This is a genomic window from Paenibacillus sp. PSB04, assembly GCF_025809195.1.
Taxonomy (GTDB): Bacteria; Bacillota; Bacilli; order Paenibacillales; family Paenibacillaceae; genus Paenibacillus_AQ; species Paenibacillus_AQ favisporus.
The window spans coordinates 2,388,368-2,404,486 of record NZ_CP081301.1; the positions used below are offsets into that span (position 1 = coordinate 2,388,368).

General features: G+C 48.6%; 19 protein-coding genes. 17 read left to right on the plus strand and 2 right to left on the minus strand.

The features are described from left to right. The first annotated feature begins 124 nt into the window (after positions 1-124). From K2F33_RS11190 to K2F33_RS11210, 5 genes are all read left to right on the plus strand, one after another. The gene (locus K2F33_RS11190; protein ID WP_116233630.1) at positions 125-976 is read left to right on the plus strand and encodes an SDR family NAD(P)-dependent oxidoreductase; all 852 of its coding nucleotides are present in this window, start codon (positions 125-127) and stop codon (positions 974-976) included. Between the two features lie 14 nt (positions 977-990). Further along, entirely contained in the window at positions 991-2,079 is a 1,089-nt protein-coding gene (locus K2F33_RS11195) for an FAD-dependent monooxygenase (protein ID WP_089548917.1), read from the plus strand. A gap of 116 nt (positions 2,080-2,195) precedes the next feature. Next, complete coding sequence (locus K2F33_RS11200; RefSeq protein WP_076177137.1) at positions 2,196-2,519, plus strand: putative quinol monooxygenase; 324 nt, start codon at positions 2,196-2,198, stop codon at positions 2,517-2,519. Positions 2,520-2,564: 45 nt separating this feature from the next. Further along, entirely contained in the window at positions 2,565-2,897 is a 333-nt protein-coding gene (csaA, locus tag K2F33_RS11205) for a chaperone CsaA (protein ID WP_263881675.1), read from the plus strand. Between the two features lie 101 nt (positions 2,898-2,998). After that, positions 2,999-3,799 (plus strand): SDR family NAD(P)-dependent oxidoreductase, encoded by an 801-nt coding sequence (locus tag K2F33_RS11210; protein WP_263881676.1) that lies wholly within the window; start codon positions 2,999-3,001, stop codon positions 3,797-3,799. Positions 3,800-4,050: 251 nt separating this feature from the next. On the opposite strand, the gene K2F33_RS11215 is transcribed toward K2F33_RS11210, so the two are convergent. Then, positions 4,051-4,635, minus strand: coding sequence for a TetR/AcrR family transcriptional regulator (locus K2F33_RS11215; protein ID WP_076176557.1), 585 nt, complete (start codon positions 4,633-4,635; stop codon positions 4,051-4,053). A gap of 259 nt (positions 4,636-4,894) precedes the next feature. On the opposite strand from K2F33_RS11215, the gene K2F33_RS11220 reads away from it, so the two are divergent. The 10 genes from K2F33_RS11220 (at position 4,895) to K2F33_RS11265 (ending at position 12,671) form a co-directional block, all read left to right on the plus strand. Continuing rightward, complete coding sequence (locus K2F33_RS11220; RefSeq protein WP_263881677.1) at positions 4,895-5,653, plus strand: SDR family oxidoreductase; 759 nt, start codon at positions 4,895-4,897, stop codon at positions 5,651-5,653. Between the two features lie 92 nt (positions 5,654-5,745). Then, a complete protein-coding gene (locus K2F33_RS11225) occupies positions 5,746-6,645 on the plus strand; it encodes an oxidoreductase (RefSeq protein WP_263881678.1) in 900 nt (299 codons plus the stop codon). 39 nt (positions 6,646-6,684) lie between these two features. After that, a complete protein-coding gene (locus K2F33_RS11230) occupies positions 6,685-7,677 on the plus strand; it encodes an NADP-dependent oxidoreductase (RefSeq protein ID WP_263881679.1) in 993 nt (330 codons plus the stop codon). A gap of 344 nt (positions 7,678-8,021) precedes the next feature. After that, on the plus strand, positions 8,022-8,519 hold the full coding sequence (locus K2F33_RS11235; protein ID WP_263881680.1) for an AAA family ATPase: 498 nt from the start codon (positions 8,022-8,024) through the stop codon (positions 8,517-8,519). 106 nt (positions 8,520-8,625) lie between these two features. Next, complete coding sequence (locus tag K2F33_RS11240; protein WP_263881681.1) at positions 8,626-9,081, plus strand: ParB N-terminal domain-containing protein; 456 nt, start codon at positions 8,626-8,628, stop codon at positions 9,079-9,081. Positions 9,082-9,232: 151 nt separating this feature from the next. After that, positions 9,233-9,673: a C2 domain-containing protein gene (locus K2F33_RS11245; protein WP_089548909.1), complete on the plus strand. Its 441-nt coding sequence runs from the start codon at positions 9,233-9,235 to the stop codon at positions 9,671-9,673. A gap of 146 nt (positions 9,674-9,819) precedes the next feature. Next, positions 9,820-10,434: a YdcF family protein gene (locus K2F33_RS11250; protein ID WP_263881682.1), complete on the plus strand. Its 615-nt coding sequence runs from the start codon at positions 9,820-9,822 to the stop codon at positions 10,432-10,434. 190 nt (positions 10,435-10,624) lie between these two features. Then, complete coding sequence (locus tag K2F33_RS11255; RefSeq protein ID WP_263881683.1) at positions 10,625-11,266, plus strand: dihydrofolate reductase family protein; 642 nt, start codon at positions 10,625-10,627, stop codon at positions 11,264-11,266. Positions 11,267-11,290: 24 nt separating this feature from the next. Then, entirely contained in the window at positions 11,291-11,959 is a 669-nt protein-coding gene (locus K2F33_RS11260) for a Type 1 glutamine amidotransferase-like domain-containing protein (protein WP_263881684.1), read from the plus strand. A gap of 175 nt (positions 11,960-12,134) precedes the next feature. After that, positions 12,135-12,671, plus strand: coding sequence for a dihydrofolate reductase family protein (locus K2F33_RS11265; RefSeq protein ID WP_263881685.1), 537 nt, complete (start codon positions 12,135-12,137; stop codon positions 12,669-12,671). 284 nt (positions 12,672-12,955) lie between these two features. On the opposite strand, the gene K2F33_RS11270 is transcribed toward K2F33_RS11265, so the two are convergent. Then, positions 12,956-13,423: a DinB family protein gene (locus tag K2F33_RS11270; RefSeq protein ID WP_263881686.1), complete on the minus strand. Its 468-nt coding sequence runs from the start codon at positions 13,421-13,423 to the stop codon at positions 12,956-12,958. A 195-nt stretch (positions 13,424-13,618) separates the two neighbouring features. On the opposite strand from K2F33_RS11270, the gene K2F33_RS11275 reads away from it, so the two are divergent. Beyond that, complete coding sequence (locus K2F33_RS11275; RefSeq protein WP_263881687.1) at positions 13,619-14,518, plus strand: LysR family transcriptional regulator; 900 nt, start codon at positions 13,619-13,621, stop codon at positions 14,516-14,518. A gap of 281 nt (positions 14,519-14,799) precedes the next feature. Then, a complete protein-coding gene (locus K2F33_RS11280; protein WP_263881688.1) occupies positions 14,800-15,900 on the plus strand; it encodes a WG repeat-containing protein in 1,101 nt (366 codons plus the stop codon). Positions 15,901-16,119 lie beyond the last annotated feature (219 nt).

The following is a 16,119-nucleotide window of genomic DNA, read 5'->3' on the forward strand; positions in this document are numbered from 1 at the left end:
ACAACACTTCGAGAAAATATATAGCACCGCTATAGACAGTTCTGTATAGCGGTGCTATAATACCCGTATAGCAGTGCTATAACGTGACAGTGATCCACATTTTATCAAACCTAGGAGGGTTACTATGCCATCTAAAACTCAAGAGCTGGTCGTCGTCACAGGTACGTCCAGCGGCATCGGCAGGGCTACTGCGGAGCAGCTCGCCGCTGAAGGATTTCATGTTTTGGCAGGGGTTCGTCGTCAGGAAGACGCCGACAAAATCAAACGCAAAAATATCGAACCGGTGATCGTCGATGTTACCAATATCAACACACTAAAGGCGCTGGCCGAACGGGTGGAGCAAGATCCGCTGGGTCGCCCTTTGCGGGCCGTGGTCAACAATGCCGGCATCGCCGTTAATGCCCCTCTCGAGATGGTTCCGCTGGATGAATTTCGCCGCCAGATCGAAGTCAGCGTGATCGGACAGGTCGCGGTTATTCAGGCACTTACCCCGGCCTTGCTGAACAGCGGCGGACGCGTGGTCAATATCGGTTCGCTTGGGGGCAAAGTTTCCATGCCTGGGTTCGGAATTTATTCGGCTGCAAAGTATGCTATGGAAGCGATCAATGACAGTCTCCGCAGGGAGATGTCCTCGTTTGGCCTCAAGGTCATCATGATCACTCCGGGTGGCGTCAGCACAGGCCTGTCGGAGCAAGGGATTACGACTGCAGAGCGGCTGGCGAAATTGATGACGCCGGATCAGCACAGGCGCCATGATCGTCTTTTTGATGCCGTGAAGGCTCAGGCTGAAACATGGGCAACGGACGGTATCCGCCCCGAGAAAGTGGCAGCAGTGGTTTCACGAGCCATCCACGTAAGTAAGCCGCGCACCCGCTATACGGTCGGTCGCGATTCCGCGCTGCTGACCCGACTGGTCCGAATTCTCCCAGACAAACTCCTCGATCGGATGCTCCGCAGCCAGATGAAATTGCAGTAACGGGAGAATGAATAATGTCACAAAAACAGTTTGAACATGCCATTATTGTAGGTGGATCTTTAGGTGGTCTAATGATGGGGCTTGCGTTATCTCGTTCTGGTTATACCGTGACCATTCTTGAACGTGCAGATTCATCATTAAGAAATGGCGCTTTTATTCGTTTACACACAAAGCCTTATCGTAACAGTGAAATTGAACGTGAATTAAGACACTTGGCATCCAATGGTAGCAACCATGTTGAAGCTTGGTCAGCCATTCAAGAACGTTTGCGCAATGCGGTCGCTAAAGAACCTGGCATTACCCTTCAGCACCAAACACGAATTGTTAGTGTTGGGCAAAATGAATCATCTGCTTGGGCTACCAGTGAAGAGGAGACGTTTAAAGGAGACTTATTAATTGGCGCAGATGGATATCGCAGTATTGTCCGCCGTTATTTAAGCCCTGACAAACCATTTGCAGATTATGCTGGCTATCTGGCTTGGGTAGGGAAAGTGGATGAACATTTGCTGCCCAAGAAAGACTGGAAAAAACGGCAACTTTCGAGCGCTTATTTCAACGATAGTGCTGCCGGTAAATTGACAACTGCGGTGATGCCAGGGAAAGAGGGGGGGACCCATCCTGGCCAGCGATGGATAGGTTTTTGCTGGTTTGATCATTCGCATAATCCATTGCTGTCTGAATTAGGGGTGTTAAAGGACGGGGTTGCCCAGCATTCCTTATACGGTGAAGCTATTCCGGATTCGCTGCTGGAAGAACTATCACAAACCAGCCAAGCCCACTGGAGCAAAGAAGATGATGCCATTTTGCAAATCGCGATTAAGGACCGCAGTTTAATCGGGGCACCTGTTAATGAATACATCCCTAATATATTGTCAAAAGGAAGAATAGCCATGATCGGCGACGCAGCTCATACCATGTCACCAATGACGGGCGCAGGCTTTAATGACTCACTTGATGATACGGTTGCCATTATAGACTCTATTAAACAGTATCCGAATTCGATAACAAAAGCTTTGAGTGAATACCAAACACGCCGTTTAGATGTGGTTCGTCAAGATGTTCTAGCGGGCCAAGGCTTTAATCGTTCTTTTGGACGCTTATAACAGCATTAAGCTGGGCCATTGATACACTGGAATTTCAAGTATAAACGGGGAATTTGCCCATTTGAGAAAACGGTAAAGCAAAAATACGAAGTATTTATAAAATAGGAGGAATTAGCATGAACGATACAAAGAACCGTTACGTTACTGTACTCTGGGAGGCGAGAGCTAAAGCAGGGAGAGAAGCCGAGATGAAGGCATTCATGACTGCTGCCGTCACCCCGTCGCGCAACGACCTGGGCAACATTGACTACGAGGCTCACGAAGTAGAAGGCCAGCCTGGCACATTCATCATCTACGAGCGCTGGGAAAACCGGGATGCCCTTGATCGGCACCTGAACGCCCCCCGAATGAAGGAACTGGTACCCCAGCTCTTAGAGTTGATGGAGGGATCCATTGAGGAAGGGATTCGACTCCTGCAGCCGTTCCGCCCAGCGCAGTAAAAGCAACGCCGAGGGGTTGAGGACTCTAGTGGAGGAGGCAAAACGTTGGCAACAATCGATGATTTTACAGCACTAGATATTCGTGTCGGAACGATTAAGGAAGCGAAGTTTTTTGAAGAAGCGAAGGTCCCTGCGATAAAGCTTAAGATTGATTTTGGACCGGAGATCGGGATGAAATCCTCAAGTGCACAAATTACTAAGCGATACGAGGTTGAGGATATTGTAGGGAAGCAAATTATAGGAATCGTCAATTTTCCTCCTCGGCGCATTGCGGGATTCAAATCGGAGGTATTAGTGTTGGGAGGAGTCCCGGAAAAAGGAGATGTTATTCTATTAAAACCGGATACTGAAATGCCTAATGGTACGCCTATTGCGTAAAAATAAGGATCTACCCAAATTGGGCGAAGTTTTGGGAATAGTGATGCTGGTATTTAATATAGGGACATAAATTTTAAAAGCGTTAGCTTTCGGAGGTAAACATGGATCTTAAATTAGCCAACAAAGTAGCTGTCGTTACCGGAGCAAGTAAAGGAATTGGTCTTGCTATCGTTCGGAAATTTGTCGAGGAAGGGGCAAGTGTCGTCGCGGTAAGTCGGACTTTAACGGAGGAATTGGCTGATCTTGTTGAAAAAAATTCAGTCAAACATCTACCTATTGATGTCAATATGGAACGCAATACAGCTGAACTTTCTAAAAAACTCGGTGGAGTGTTCGGCAGAGTCGACATTTTAATCAATAGTATCGGGGCGGTTGACAAGAGAAGAGGAGAAGGTTTTTTGGCTACGCCAAATGAGGAATGGGAACAACTTTATGATTTAAACCTGTTTAGCGTTGTTCGTTTTACTCAAGCAGCATTACCGCATATCCTAGAGAACAATGAGGGTGCCATTGTAAATATCTCTTCAGTAAATGCACGGATGCCCGAAATGTTATTGCCTATTTATGGCACCACCAAAGCGGCACTTAATAATTTGACAAAAATGCTGGCTGGTGAGTTTGGACCTCGTCATATTAGAGTTAACTCGATCTCACCTGGACCGGTAGTAACCCCTTTGTGGCAAGACCCTGAAAACGGAATGGCCAAAACGATCGGTTCGGTTGCAGCGATGGATTCCGAAAAAGTTTTTGAAGAGCTGCCTAAAATGGCTGGTATAACATTGGGGAAATTTGCAGAAGCCGAAGATATTGCGAACCTTGCAGTGTTCCTTGCTTCGGAGCGAGCTTCAATGATTACCGGAGCGGATTATGTTATTGATGGAAATATGATTAAAACGATTTAAACCAAAATTGACGAAAAACAGGTACTGTGTATTCAAGCCATAGACAATTAGGAACGAACAAAATTTACTCTTTGTGGATCAACACAAAAAGGACAGGCCCGCCTGTCCTTTCTTAATTGATATAAGGATAAACGCGTGATAAATCTACGGTTCAATCAAAGGTTACAGACCGACTCTCAAGGCGCCCCGCATCTTGACGAATATTTGCTTCAGGCACTCTATATGACCGCCCCGCCTGTACGCGGCACCAATTATTCCCCTATTACGGGTGCTATACCTGCAGCAACGACCACTAAAACTTCTCGCGCCATGTCTTCCGCCGATCGATATTCCGGATGTCTGCTCCACTCCAGGGCTGATCCAAATATGCCCCAGCTAGCAATCCGGGCGGCAGTCTCCACCGTCTCTCGTGAAACGGATGGTTCCGATTGTTCACTTAACCAGGTGAATAATAGGTCATACAGTTCCTTTTGCATCGCGACCTCAAATAACGGTTCATACTGACGATCAGCTAAAGTCATATACGGACGAGTACAGAAAAGAAAATCAAAAACGATTAAAATAAGCGTTCGCAGGCTCCCTATATCGGATAAAGCAGCATTAGGCAGCTCATCCTTCAGCTTCTCCAGAAATTTCTCCCGCATCCAGCTTTCAAGAAATGCGAATTTGTCTTCAAAATGCGCATAGAACGTAGAGCGATTTACGGTCGCGTAAGACGTAATATCTTGTACGGTAATAGAAGTGACATTCCTCTTCTGCTCAAGCAATTCCATAAAAGCTTGCATCAATAGTTGACGCGTCCGTTTCACACGGGGATCGTTTGTGTTAGTCAGCATGTTATGCTCCACCCTTTCTCTCAGGATATATTGGTTATCATGCGTTTAGGAAAACTAAAGGCCAACAAATAAGTACGTGTGTTGGATAACCCACAAAAACGGTTTTTTACTGGTTGTATAACCCAAACCGCTTAGATAAGATTAGCACAGACAGTGTTGCTTTTACTACACTGTTGGGTCAATCGTTGGTTCAAAGTAAAGGCTTCTTATCCAACATTTGACGTTAGTTTAGCACATAAACCAAGGGAGGACGATGGAGATGGCAAACCATACTGGAAGTAAATACGCAGGCAAGAATGTAGTGATCACAGGAGGCAGCAGCGGGATCGGCCTCGTAACAGCACAGCTGCTGGCGGATGAAGGAGCGCGTGTTCTGATCACTGGTCGTAACCAGGCTAAGCTTGATACAGCTCGTGAAAAAATTGGGAGCAACGCGGTCGCCGTGCTGAGCGACGCCGCGTCTTTAACGGATATTGATAAATTGGCTGAACGGGTAAAGGCTGAGTTTGGAACGATCGATGCCTTGTTCATAAACGCCGGCATCACGCACTTTATCCCCTTCGAGTCGGTGACTGAGGAAGTGTACGACGAGTTATTTACAATCAACACCAAAGGCCCGTACTTCACCGTGCAGAGACTGACCCCATTGCTAAACGCAGGAAGCAGCGTGGTGTTCACCACCTCGATCGCGAACGCAGTGGGTATCCCGATGCTTAATGCTTATGGGGCCAGTAAAGCAGCGCTTCGCTCCATGACGCGCAGTCTGGCCCGTGAGCTGCTGCCGAAGCAGATTCGCGTCAACGCGGTCAGCCCAGGCCCTATCGACACCGGCATCATGGAGAAGTCGATGCCGAAGGAAGCTGCAGAACAGACCAAGGCACAGATGAGTCAGCAGATCCCCATGCTGCGTTTCGGTGACTCCATCGAGGTTGCCAAAGCAGCCGCATTCCTTGCGTTCGACGCGACTTACACAACCGGAGCCGAAATTCCCGTGGACGGAGGCGGCTCTCAGATCTAAGTTCGTGTCCAAGCTCGCAGCTGGATAAACAAGTTGTACCTGATCGAGCATGCCACTAGTTTTTGGATTGAACAGAGGAAGGAAGAAACCACATGACAACACCATGGACAGAAGACCACATGCCAGATCAGACCGGTCGAGTGGCCATTGTAACCGGATCAAACAGCGGGATTGGTTGGGAAGCGGCGCGAGTGCTAGCCACCAAAGGGGCGACGGTCATTATGGCCTGCCGCAGTCTCGCTAACGCCAACACGGCCGCTGACCACATTAAAGCACTTAAGCCGTCGGGCAAGGTCGTAGTCATGAAGCTCGATTTGGGTGATCTGGAGTCCGTCCACTCTTTTGCGGCGGCCTTTCGCCAGCACTACGATCGGCTGGATCTCCTGATCAACAACGCCGGCGTGGCGAAGCCGCCTTACGGGAAGACAGCGCAGGGCTTCGAGCAGCAGTTTGGGATCAATCACCTTGGGCACTTTGCGCTGACCGGTTTGATGCTGGAAGTGCTCGACGCGACGCCGGGCGCACGCATTGTGACCGTAAGCAGTTTGTCGCATCGGTCGGGAGTGATTCGCTTTGATGATCTGAACTGGGAGCGGAATTACCATCCAGCGCGCGCCTACGCTCAGAGCAAGCTGGCGAATCTGCTGTTCACCTATGAGTTGCAGCGCCGGCTTGTTGCAGCAGGCCAATCAACGCTGGCAGTAGCTTCGCATCCGGGCTGGTCAGCGACCAATGCGCTGCGGCATTCCAGCATGATGCGGAGCCTGAATCCGTTTTTCGCGCAGTCCCCGAAAATGGGTGTTTTGCCGACTCTTTATGCAGCCACTGCGCCAGGCGTCCGAGGTGGAGATTACTACGGGCCAACGAATCTCGAATTGCGCGGCTACCCCAAGAAGGTCGTTTCGAGTGCGAGCTCGCATGACGAAGCCGTTGCGCGGCGGTTGTGGACGGTTTCCGAGGAGTTGACACAAGTGAAGTATACACTTATGTAAAAACACGATTTGCTATAACAAACGGGAGGGGATATCCAATTGGAGAATTTAGATACGTCAAGCAAAGATGGGAACAATCAGACGTCCAGCCCTGCTACTATGCGGGCGATCCGCCTCCACGACTACGGCGAACCAGCTGATGTCCTGCGCATGGAACAGGTCGAGATCCCTTCCCCAGGCCCGGGACGCATTCGTGTAACGGTGCGAGCTTGCGGACTGAATCCGGTCGACTGGGTCTTGTGCAAAGGGTTATATCCTGGTAAGCTGCCCCGCGGTATCGGGCTGGAAGTGTCCGGGATTGTGGAAGCGGTCGGTGAGGGGGTCACCGATGTCGTTATCGGTGACGCCGTCCTGGGCTCCGCCGACTTTGTCGGCGCCCCGAGCGCCGGCGCAGCGGATCGGGCGATCATGGACTATTGGATCCGCATCCCTGCAGGACTCGAGTTCGTCCAAGCAGCGGTGCTTCCAATGGCGGTCACCATTGCATACAACCACCTTAAAGCACTTGGTGTTAAGTCGGGCCACACCCTGCTGGTGCACGGAGCAGGCACAATGATGGGCTTCGCTGCCGTCCAGATTGCCCTCATGGACGGTGCCAACGTGATCGCTACCGCCGGTGACACTTACGCCGACCGGCTCCGTTCGATGGGGGCGGCGGTGACCTCGTACGGTGACGGAATGGTCGAGCGGGTAACTGAGCTGGCCGGACAGCCGGTGGACCTGGTTCTGGACACTGCTCCGGTCAGCGGCATATTGCCCGACCTTATCCGGATCGCCGGTGGTGATCCCCGCCGTGTTCTAACCATCAGCGACTTCGGCGCAGCGGCCAAACTCGGCGTCCGCACCAGCAGCGGAGAAGACCAGACCTTACGCTATGATGTTCTCGGCAAGTTCGCCCAGTATGCTGCAGACGGCAAGTTCACCGTTCCGGTCGCCCAGACTTTCGCCCTAGAGGACTGGCGTAGAGCACTCGACATCAGCCAGAGCGGACATGCCCGTGGTAAACTGATCCTCCTGCCTGCCGGCGACTGATGTAGAGAAGATCGGGACCACACCTCTGGTTCGGTTTATCGAATTCATGATTGATGGATATAGTCGGTGCGCAAATGTGCTGATGATGTACGAGGAGGTCACGTTTGTAACCTGATATCTGCAAGGACCTAGTCTATGTGTAGGAATTGGCCGGGCGCTGTGGTAGAGGGATGGAAGCTTACTGGTGCCGAGGATTAGGCGAATGATATGGTGAATAATGAACCGGAAGGCCTTATTGGGGCTTTCCGGTTTTTTTGTGGCAAAATAAGCATGTGGGAAGTACCGCAGCCTTATTCAGGATTGTTGCTATAATTGAAAAAATAAGCATAGGTGGGGGACAACTAATGGATCATAACATTCCTTTGTTTATCGTAACAGGTGCAAGTGGGTCAGGGAAAACATATGTCATTAAGGAGCTACGGAGAATGATGCCTGACTTTGATATTTTTGACCCTGATGATCTCGTTGAATTTCTTGGGCATGATTGGGAGAGAATTCGAAATATTTGGCTTCGGGTTGCACGAAATATCGCTCAAAGTGGACGCATGACTATCATATGCGGAACCATGATGCCTTGGGATATTGAACAATGTGCGGACTATCCTTTTTTTCAGCATGTGTATTACCTGAACCTACATTGTGATGAAGAAACTCGCGAGAAACGTCTACGTGAAAGGAATTGGTCAGAGGAAGAGATCCAAAACCATAAAAACTTTGCTAAACGATTGCTTGAAATTGCTGAGGAGGTCTATGACCCGCCTATGCCTACTATTGATACAACGGATACTGATGTAACCGAAGTTGCTACTCGGATAAAAGAGTGGGTTCTTCAATACGCTTGAAGTAAGTAACGGACAGTTTAGTTATATCTGTTAAGTACCATTTTGTCCCATTTAGAAGTGGTATACAATAGGTTGTACTAGCCCAATCGAGGAGAGTGTGAACCTAATGCTATACGGCAGTACAAAATGTGCAATTGAATATGCCCAACGTGGTGCCATTGATGAGTGGATTCAGTTATTTCTTAGAAATGACGGAGACAATGTTGCATTGGCAGACGGGTTATTGGAGAAGAAGAGATACTATATCGGTCCTGTCGTAACGGATATATCGGAGTTTGGAATTGAAGAGGGAGCTCCATCGTATTTGACTAAGGAGAATGATATAGCATGGTTTTTCCATGTCGTCGATAAAATGAAAATCGCCTATGGTGATTGGGACTTTCCGCCGCTAATCGTCTTTTATTCCGCCGGCAAATATGAAATCGCTGATGGGCGTCACCGCAATGAAGCGTTTCGACAAATGAACATAAAACAAGTACCGGTTATTTTTTGGACCGATACTGAGGAATATTTTCGTTATATGATCGAGCATACCTCATCTATGGGAATGAATCTTGGATGACTCGCTAACGGAGATCGATAGCTCTATAAGAAAGAAGAGACGGCAGCCGTGAAATGACTGCCGTCTTCTCAGCTAACGGGCAGGATTACGCAAAAAAGTTCGAGAATACAGGTAACTGAGGAGGCCTTCTTTAACGAATAGGAGAGTTAAAATGGATCATGCATTGTCAAATAAGTGGTGGGAATTAGTTTTTAGAGTCGTTAAAGACCTTGATGAAGGAAACGTTCCGTATAGCTTCGATGCTTCAACTTCACTTTTTGTACATGGTATTGAAGATTTTGAAATGGATGATCTAGATATTATGATTCAGTGGGATTACTTTGAGATTGCCCACAGGTTATTTCAAAAATATAATCCTAGTCCAATAAATAAAGGCGGGTTTTGGCAATTCAACTTCTTTGTTGACGGAATGGAAGTACATATTATGTCTTCAGAACAAATAACTTGTCTTGAGAAAGATAGAGAACGTACAGCGATCCAAAAGGGAAACAGGACCATATGGTCCAAATCAATTCTTTTTTATCGTCGACATACAAAGAATCCCCATCTAATTGAATTAATTGATGATTTCCTTAACGCAAAGAATAACTGAGATTAATATCATTAAGCTAACGGGCAACGATAACTCAATGAAAACATTTCAAAGGCAGCAGGTATTTTGCTGCTAAAATGATCATAGCCATTTCAAAAGGAGCAATGAAGTGTGAAATGGGGCAGCTTACATTGGGGGTTAGTTCCATGCTTATTTCCAAGATGAACCCAGCAGAATTAACTATAGATCAAATTACCAAAGTGGTGTTTGGTGATGGTAAGTACACCGATGACGGAGCTGCGAATGGAGATTGCATATTTGTTTTTGGTGGGTCGTATTTATCAAGAGCGGTAAAGGCGGTTGAATTGTTTAAGAATGGTCGAGCCCCTTATATTTTGTTTACTGGCGGGGATAAATTTGGACAAATACATCCGCCAGAGGCAATTGTCCTGCAGAACGAGGCAAGAAGACTGGGCGTACCTAATGAATCAATTTTAATAGAGACACAGTCTAATCATACGAAAGAAAATATACTGTGTTCACTCACCGTTCTTGATCGAGCAATCGGCTTAGAAAACATCAATCGGTTGTTGTTAGTTAGTTCGCCTGGGCACATGCGCAGATGCCTACTGATGTTAAAAACATTTATGCCACCATGGTATCAATATGTGTGGTGCCCTGATGATCGAGTTATAGGGCAGGCTAACAACTGGTGGCAGGATGAGCAGGAAGTTATCAGGGTCAGAGCTGAACTGCATAAAGTCATCATCGGTGTGAAAGGGAAATATTTCGTAGACGACGAAGTGGAGTTAGAGCGTTGATTATTTTGAAGTCACCTAAACGAGTGAGAATTTCACTAACGTAAACGTTAATGTAACTAAATGAAGAAGCAGTTTGCCGGCGGCAGCTGCTTCTTTTATTTATTAAGCCAACGGCAGATTAGATTAGCAATCTGTAAGAAACAATCCGAACTGAAATGTCCTAAACTTAGTTTAAGAAGACAACCCACCTGTGAACAGATTTAATATGAAAGGAATGAAAAGCAAAATGGGAAATCTTGTTGTGCACATGTTCATGACTTTGGATGGCGTAGTCCAATCCCCCGGGTCGCCCAATGAAGATCGTGAAGGCGGTTTCGGCTACGGCGGATGGCAGGAACCGTTTGGGGATCCGGTGACAGGACAACGGATCGCGGATGATTATGCGAGCCTCGACGCTATGTTGATCGGACGTAAAACGTATGAAATCTTTGCATCGTACTGGCCGCAAGCTCCAGACACCAACCCGTTCACCAAGCTGATGAACGAGAAACCGAAATATGTCGCATCCCGGACATTGACCAGCGTCGATTGGAATAATACAAAACTACTCGACGCGGACGTGACCACAAGTGTGCCTTTGTTGAAGGAGCGTTACGAGGAGGTGCATGTCGTCGGCAGCAGCGACCTGGTCCAGACATTATTGCGTCACGAGCTGATTGACCGAGTGAACATCTGGCAGTTTCCAGTAATACTCGGAGAGGGAAAACGATTCTTCGGCGATGGAACGATACCGGCGAATCTGGAATTACTTGAATCCAGAGCGTTCTCCAAAGGCACGGTTCTATTGCGCTACGCGCTTGCGGGAAAACCGTCTTTTGGCACCATGGCGTGAGATGATACACAAAGGAGTGAGATTATGAAATTTCTGCTCACATCTGCAGGCATCAATAATAAAAGCATACAGGACGCGCTGGTTGACATGTTGGGCAAACCCATTGCCGAGTCTAGCGCCCTGTGCATCCCCACCGCGATGTACGGACACCCCTGGGTCGGCCCCGGCGTCAAAGCCTGGCAGTTCATCAGCGGGAATTCCGAGAATTCCATGGTCGAACTGGGCTGGAAGTCCGTCGGCGTGCTGGAGCTCACAGCGCTGCCAAGCATCGCCGAAGACCGCTGGGTGCCGCTGGTCCGGGAGACGGACGTACTGCTGGTGGCTGGCGGCGACGCCCTCTACCTGTGTCACTGGATGCGGCAATCCGGGCTGGCAGACCTCCTGCCGTCGCTGAACGCAGTCTATGTGGGAATGAGTGCGGGGAGCATGGTAATGGCCCCTAACATTGGGGAAGACTTCGTTGGCTGGACTCCACCCAACGGTGGTGATGAAACGCTGGGACTGGTTGATTTTGCTATGTTTCCGCACCTGGATCACGAGATGCTGCCGGGCAACACCATGGCTGCTGCTGAGAGATGGGCCGCCGGGATGCAAGGGCCATCGTATGCGATGGATGACCAGACCGCCATCAAAGTGATTGACGGAGCAGTCGAAGTTGTCTCCGAAGGGCATTGGAAACTGTTTTCACCCTGATCCTTCATTAAATTAAATTTGTATTGGGTCAGGCCAGGACCTGTACACATCAGCAATCCATGAGAATCCGGACATGCTGTTGGATGATAAGATGCAGACATAAAGGAGCCCTGCATAGGGAACGTGCAATCTTGATGATGAATGTGCGAGAAAACCAGGGAGGAGAGTCAGTCGCATGGCAAAGATCGTTTTCGCATTGAACCAGTCTCTGGACGGATTCGTCGACCACGACCACCCGGCATTTCAGCCCGATCCCGTGTTATTCCGTCATTTCATCGACGACGTGCGCGGTCTGGCGGGCTGCTTGTACGGGCGCCGCATGTACGAGACCATGCGGTATTGGGACGGAGACCATCTTGAATGGGATGCGCCGGAACGGGAATACGCAGCGGCGTGGCAAAGCAAACCGAAGTGGGTGGTGTCGAGGACATTAAAAACCGTCGGCCCGAACGCTTCTCTGATCGAGGGCGACCTCGCAGCGGCCATACGTGGGCTGAAGGCTCAGCATGAAGGGGAGATTGAAGTTGCCGGGCCGGAGTTGGCCCATAGTCTAACGGAGCTCGGTCTCGTTGATGAGTATCGACTCTATCTCCATCCAGTCGTGCTGGGTCACGGCAAGCCGTTCTTCGCCGGTCCGCGTCCGCCGCTGCGCCTCGTGGCAAGCGATCGAATTGGCGAGAACGTGATCAGGTTGACCTACGTTCCAGTTTAGTTGTGCGGTTGGCCCAGCGGCCTAAAGGGCACGTTACTTAAATAGGGATTCTCCGGCTGTAGAGGCAGTCAGAGGATCCTTTATTCTTTAAAATTTGTTCAGTTATGCGAAATGACATAGTTATTTAAGGAATTGACAATTGACCTAACGAGAAACGATAGTTCAATCTGCAAGGAGCATTTCGCTACGGTGAAGTGCTCCTTACATTTTTTGTTCAACAACCTATAGGTTAGCAAAGATAGGGGGGCCAAAAGTCGGGATACCAATGACGGAAAATTCCTTGGTTAGCGCGACAGGACCTTTAACTGGCTTGATATCGTTCCAAGGTGAAAAGCTTCGTGAATCAGAGTGAAGTTTAACAGCTCGCCTGGGGTGCTGAATTGGAACGGCCCCAAGGAAAACGGAGTAGAAAGCTTCTCGCCCAGCATTTCAGGCACCAGATCAGATATGCGGGACAGCTGCGCTGTTAACATTTCGACCAGCTCTTCCTTCGATGGAGGATTAAACGTCCAGTCCAAGGGTTTTGTTCCTGTGTTAAACAGCACTTCATACGAGTCCGGTATGGCCGATGGGGAGCCAAAAATCAAAGGAGAATATTTATCCATCCAATAAATCATATGGCCGAGATTCCAACGGATTGTATTGTTGAAACCTGCCGCTTGAATATCGAACAATTCCTCAGGGATTGCTTTTACCTGCTGCAGCACCAATTGACGTCCGGTTTTTGCCGTGTTGATAATCATTTCAGACACGTCGATTCCCTCCTTTATAGTGAGACGCTTGATACGTTCCTAGTTTAGGTCTCATGAAGATTACCATCAATGCAGTGGGCATTACCGAAACGTTAAGTATGAGTTAACGATTGTTCATTGACAGACAAATAAGATGGCAAGACAATAATCATTGAATATTCATTCAGCCATGCAATGTGAGAGCGGGTGTTAGTCATGGAGTTAAAACAACTACAGTATTTTATGGCGATTTGTGAGGAGCTTCACTTCACGAGAGCAGCCGAAAAGATGGGAGTCAGCCCACCCAACATCAGCCAGCAGATCAGGAGATTGGAAGAAGAGTTAGGGGTGCTATTATTCGATCGCGTGGGGAAAAAAATAGTACTAACTGAAGCCGGAACGGTTCTTCAAAAACATGCTGCTGCCATGTTCGGGCATCTACAACAAGCGACCGACGCTATTGTTGATCTGAAGCATATGCAAGGCGGATCGTTATCCATCGGTGTCTTGCCCGGTGACGCGGAATTCATGTTTAAAGCCTTTATACTGAATTTCCATCAGACCTATCCCACCATCTCACTGTCTCTGCTGGAAACCATGGAAATAACAGAACAAGTTCTGGACCGAAGCATCGATTTCGGCGTTACCGTTGGCCCTGTTATCGATACACGTATCACGTCTATTCCCCTGTATCACGAGGAGTTCTCATTGGCGGTAAGCATGAATGATCCTCTTGCCACGGAATGCTTCATCCCCTTAAACAAACTGCAGACCTTGAAGATGGTCATGTTCCCGCCCGATCATCAATACCGCATGCTGATTGACCGCTTTTGCATGGACCAAGGGTTTACTTTGCAGCAGCATATGGTGACGACAACGTTATCCTCCCTTCTCCAGATGGTGCAGAGCGGAGTTGGCTCCTGCATTCTGCCGAAAATGCTGCTGGACAATCTTCACCATTCAGACATCAAAGTCTTGGACCTGAGGCATCCTACGCCATCTCAGGACTTTTGTCTGATTTACCGCAACGACAGATATGTCGGATACGCCATGCGCACGTTCATCAAGACTTTGAAATCTTACATCGAGACCGCTGTCAATGAATCGAAGTCCTAATGCAGCATAGGGTTTGACCTGATCGGGCCTATGATTAATTACAGCTAAGAGAACTGGGTCCTATAAGTAAGGAATCATCATATTTCACCAAATAGCAGCTCCTGTGTCCGTAAGCCTCCGGAAAGAAACAGCATTTTCTGATCAGCAATATGTGGGCGGGAGACATGTGGGATTAAGCGAATGCTTTTGTGATTTATTCCCAGTCACTCACAACAAAACTGGTACAAGCGTCGTCAATACTAAAGAATGGAAAATAGTCTCTGAGGGAGCGTGGACAACAGTTGCTTAAAAAGATGGCTGTTACTCTTATATTTACGACGATGGTATTCAGTACAAACGTGGCGGGGCAATCTCAAGCTGCCAGTGCGACCGTTATGCAGGCGCAGACAGGCGATCAACTGTATCCGATTGAAGTTAACGGAAAATACGGTTTCATCAACGGCAAAGGCAAGGAGATTATCGAGCCGTTGTACGACGGATACGGATATTCAGGAGTATCCGGAGGGAAGGTGTATGTCGAGGACCATGCGGCTAAAAAGCAATATTACTTCAGTTCGGCGGGCAGTGAGCTGTTCGAATACAAGCTGAGAGGTGCCAGCGTTCTTTTTAATGACCGTGCGCTGTATACGACGCAGGTTCAGAACGCTGACGGATCTACGGCGACACGGTACGGATATATAGACAGCCATGGCAAGGTGAGCATACAGCCCATCTACGCCAAGGCGTATAATTTCTCTGAAGGTCTGGCTCGGGTCAATGTGGGCAAAGCAGCGGGGTACATCAACACGGAGGGCGAGCTGGTCATTCCATATCGGTATAGCTCGACGTCCGATTTCTCCGAAGGTATGGCGGCCGTAATGCTTGCGTACGGCGGCAAATACGGCTATATCGACACCACCGGCAAGCTCCGCATTACACCCCGGTATGATCACGCCATGCCGTTTTCAAACGGGGCGGCAGTAGTTTACGTGAACGGAAAATACGGGTACATCGATAAAAACGGCAATTACCTGCTAACACCGCAGTTCAGCATGGCGCAGCCGTTCTCAGAAGGACTGGCTTTTGTCGAGCGTAATGGAGCCACCTTTTATATCAACAAGAAGGGCACCAAAGTCATCCAGGGCATTAGAGCCGGAGGTTTGTTCAAGGGCGGCCTGGCTCCGGCCAGCCAGGGGCAGAGGTACGGCTATATCAATACATCCGGCCGTTTTGTGATCAAGTCGAAATTTTATTGGGCTGACGATTTTAAAGGCGAATTGGCGGTGATCAGTTTGCTCGTTCCGAATTCGCGCGAGGAAATCAGAGGGTACGTGAACCGCAGCGGAGCGATCGTCTGGCCGCCGGCTTCCGAACTTCCGAACGGAGTGACAAAGCCACAGTAAGGCAGAACAACCGAGCTTCACGGTTTGTATCGGAAAAAGAGCGCATTACAGCTAACTCATCGAAACTAACTTGCCGTTGGCAACTGTTTCATTTTTCGTTAAGCTAACGGACAGTATAGTTTAGTTATAAACGTACTTTCCAAAAAAGTGTGTGATAAACTGTTTGAAGCACAAGCCTGACTATACTGCGGATGACTTTTTAAACGATGAAAAGCTCTT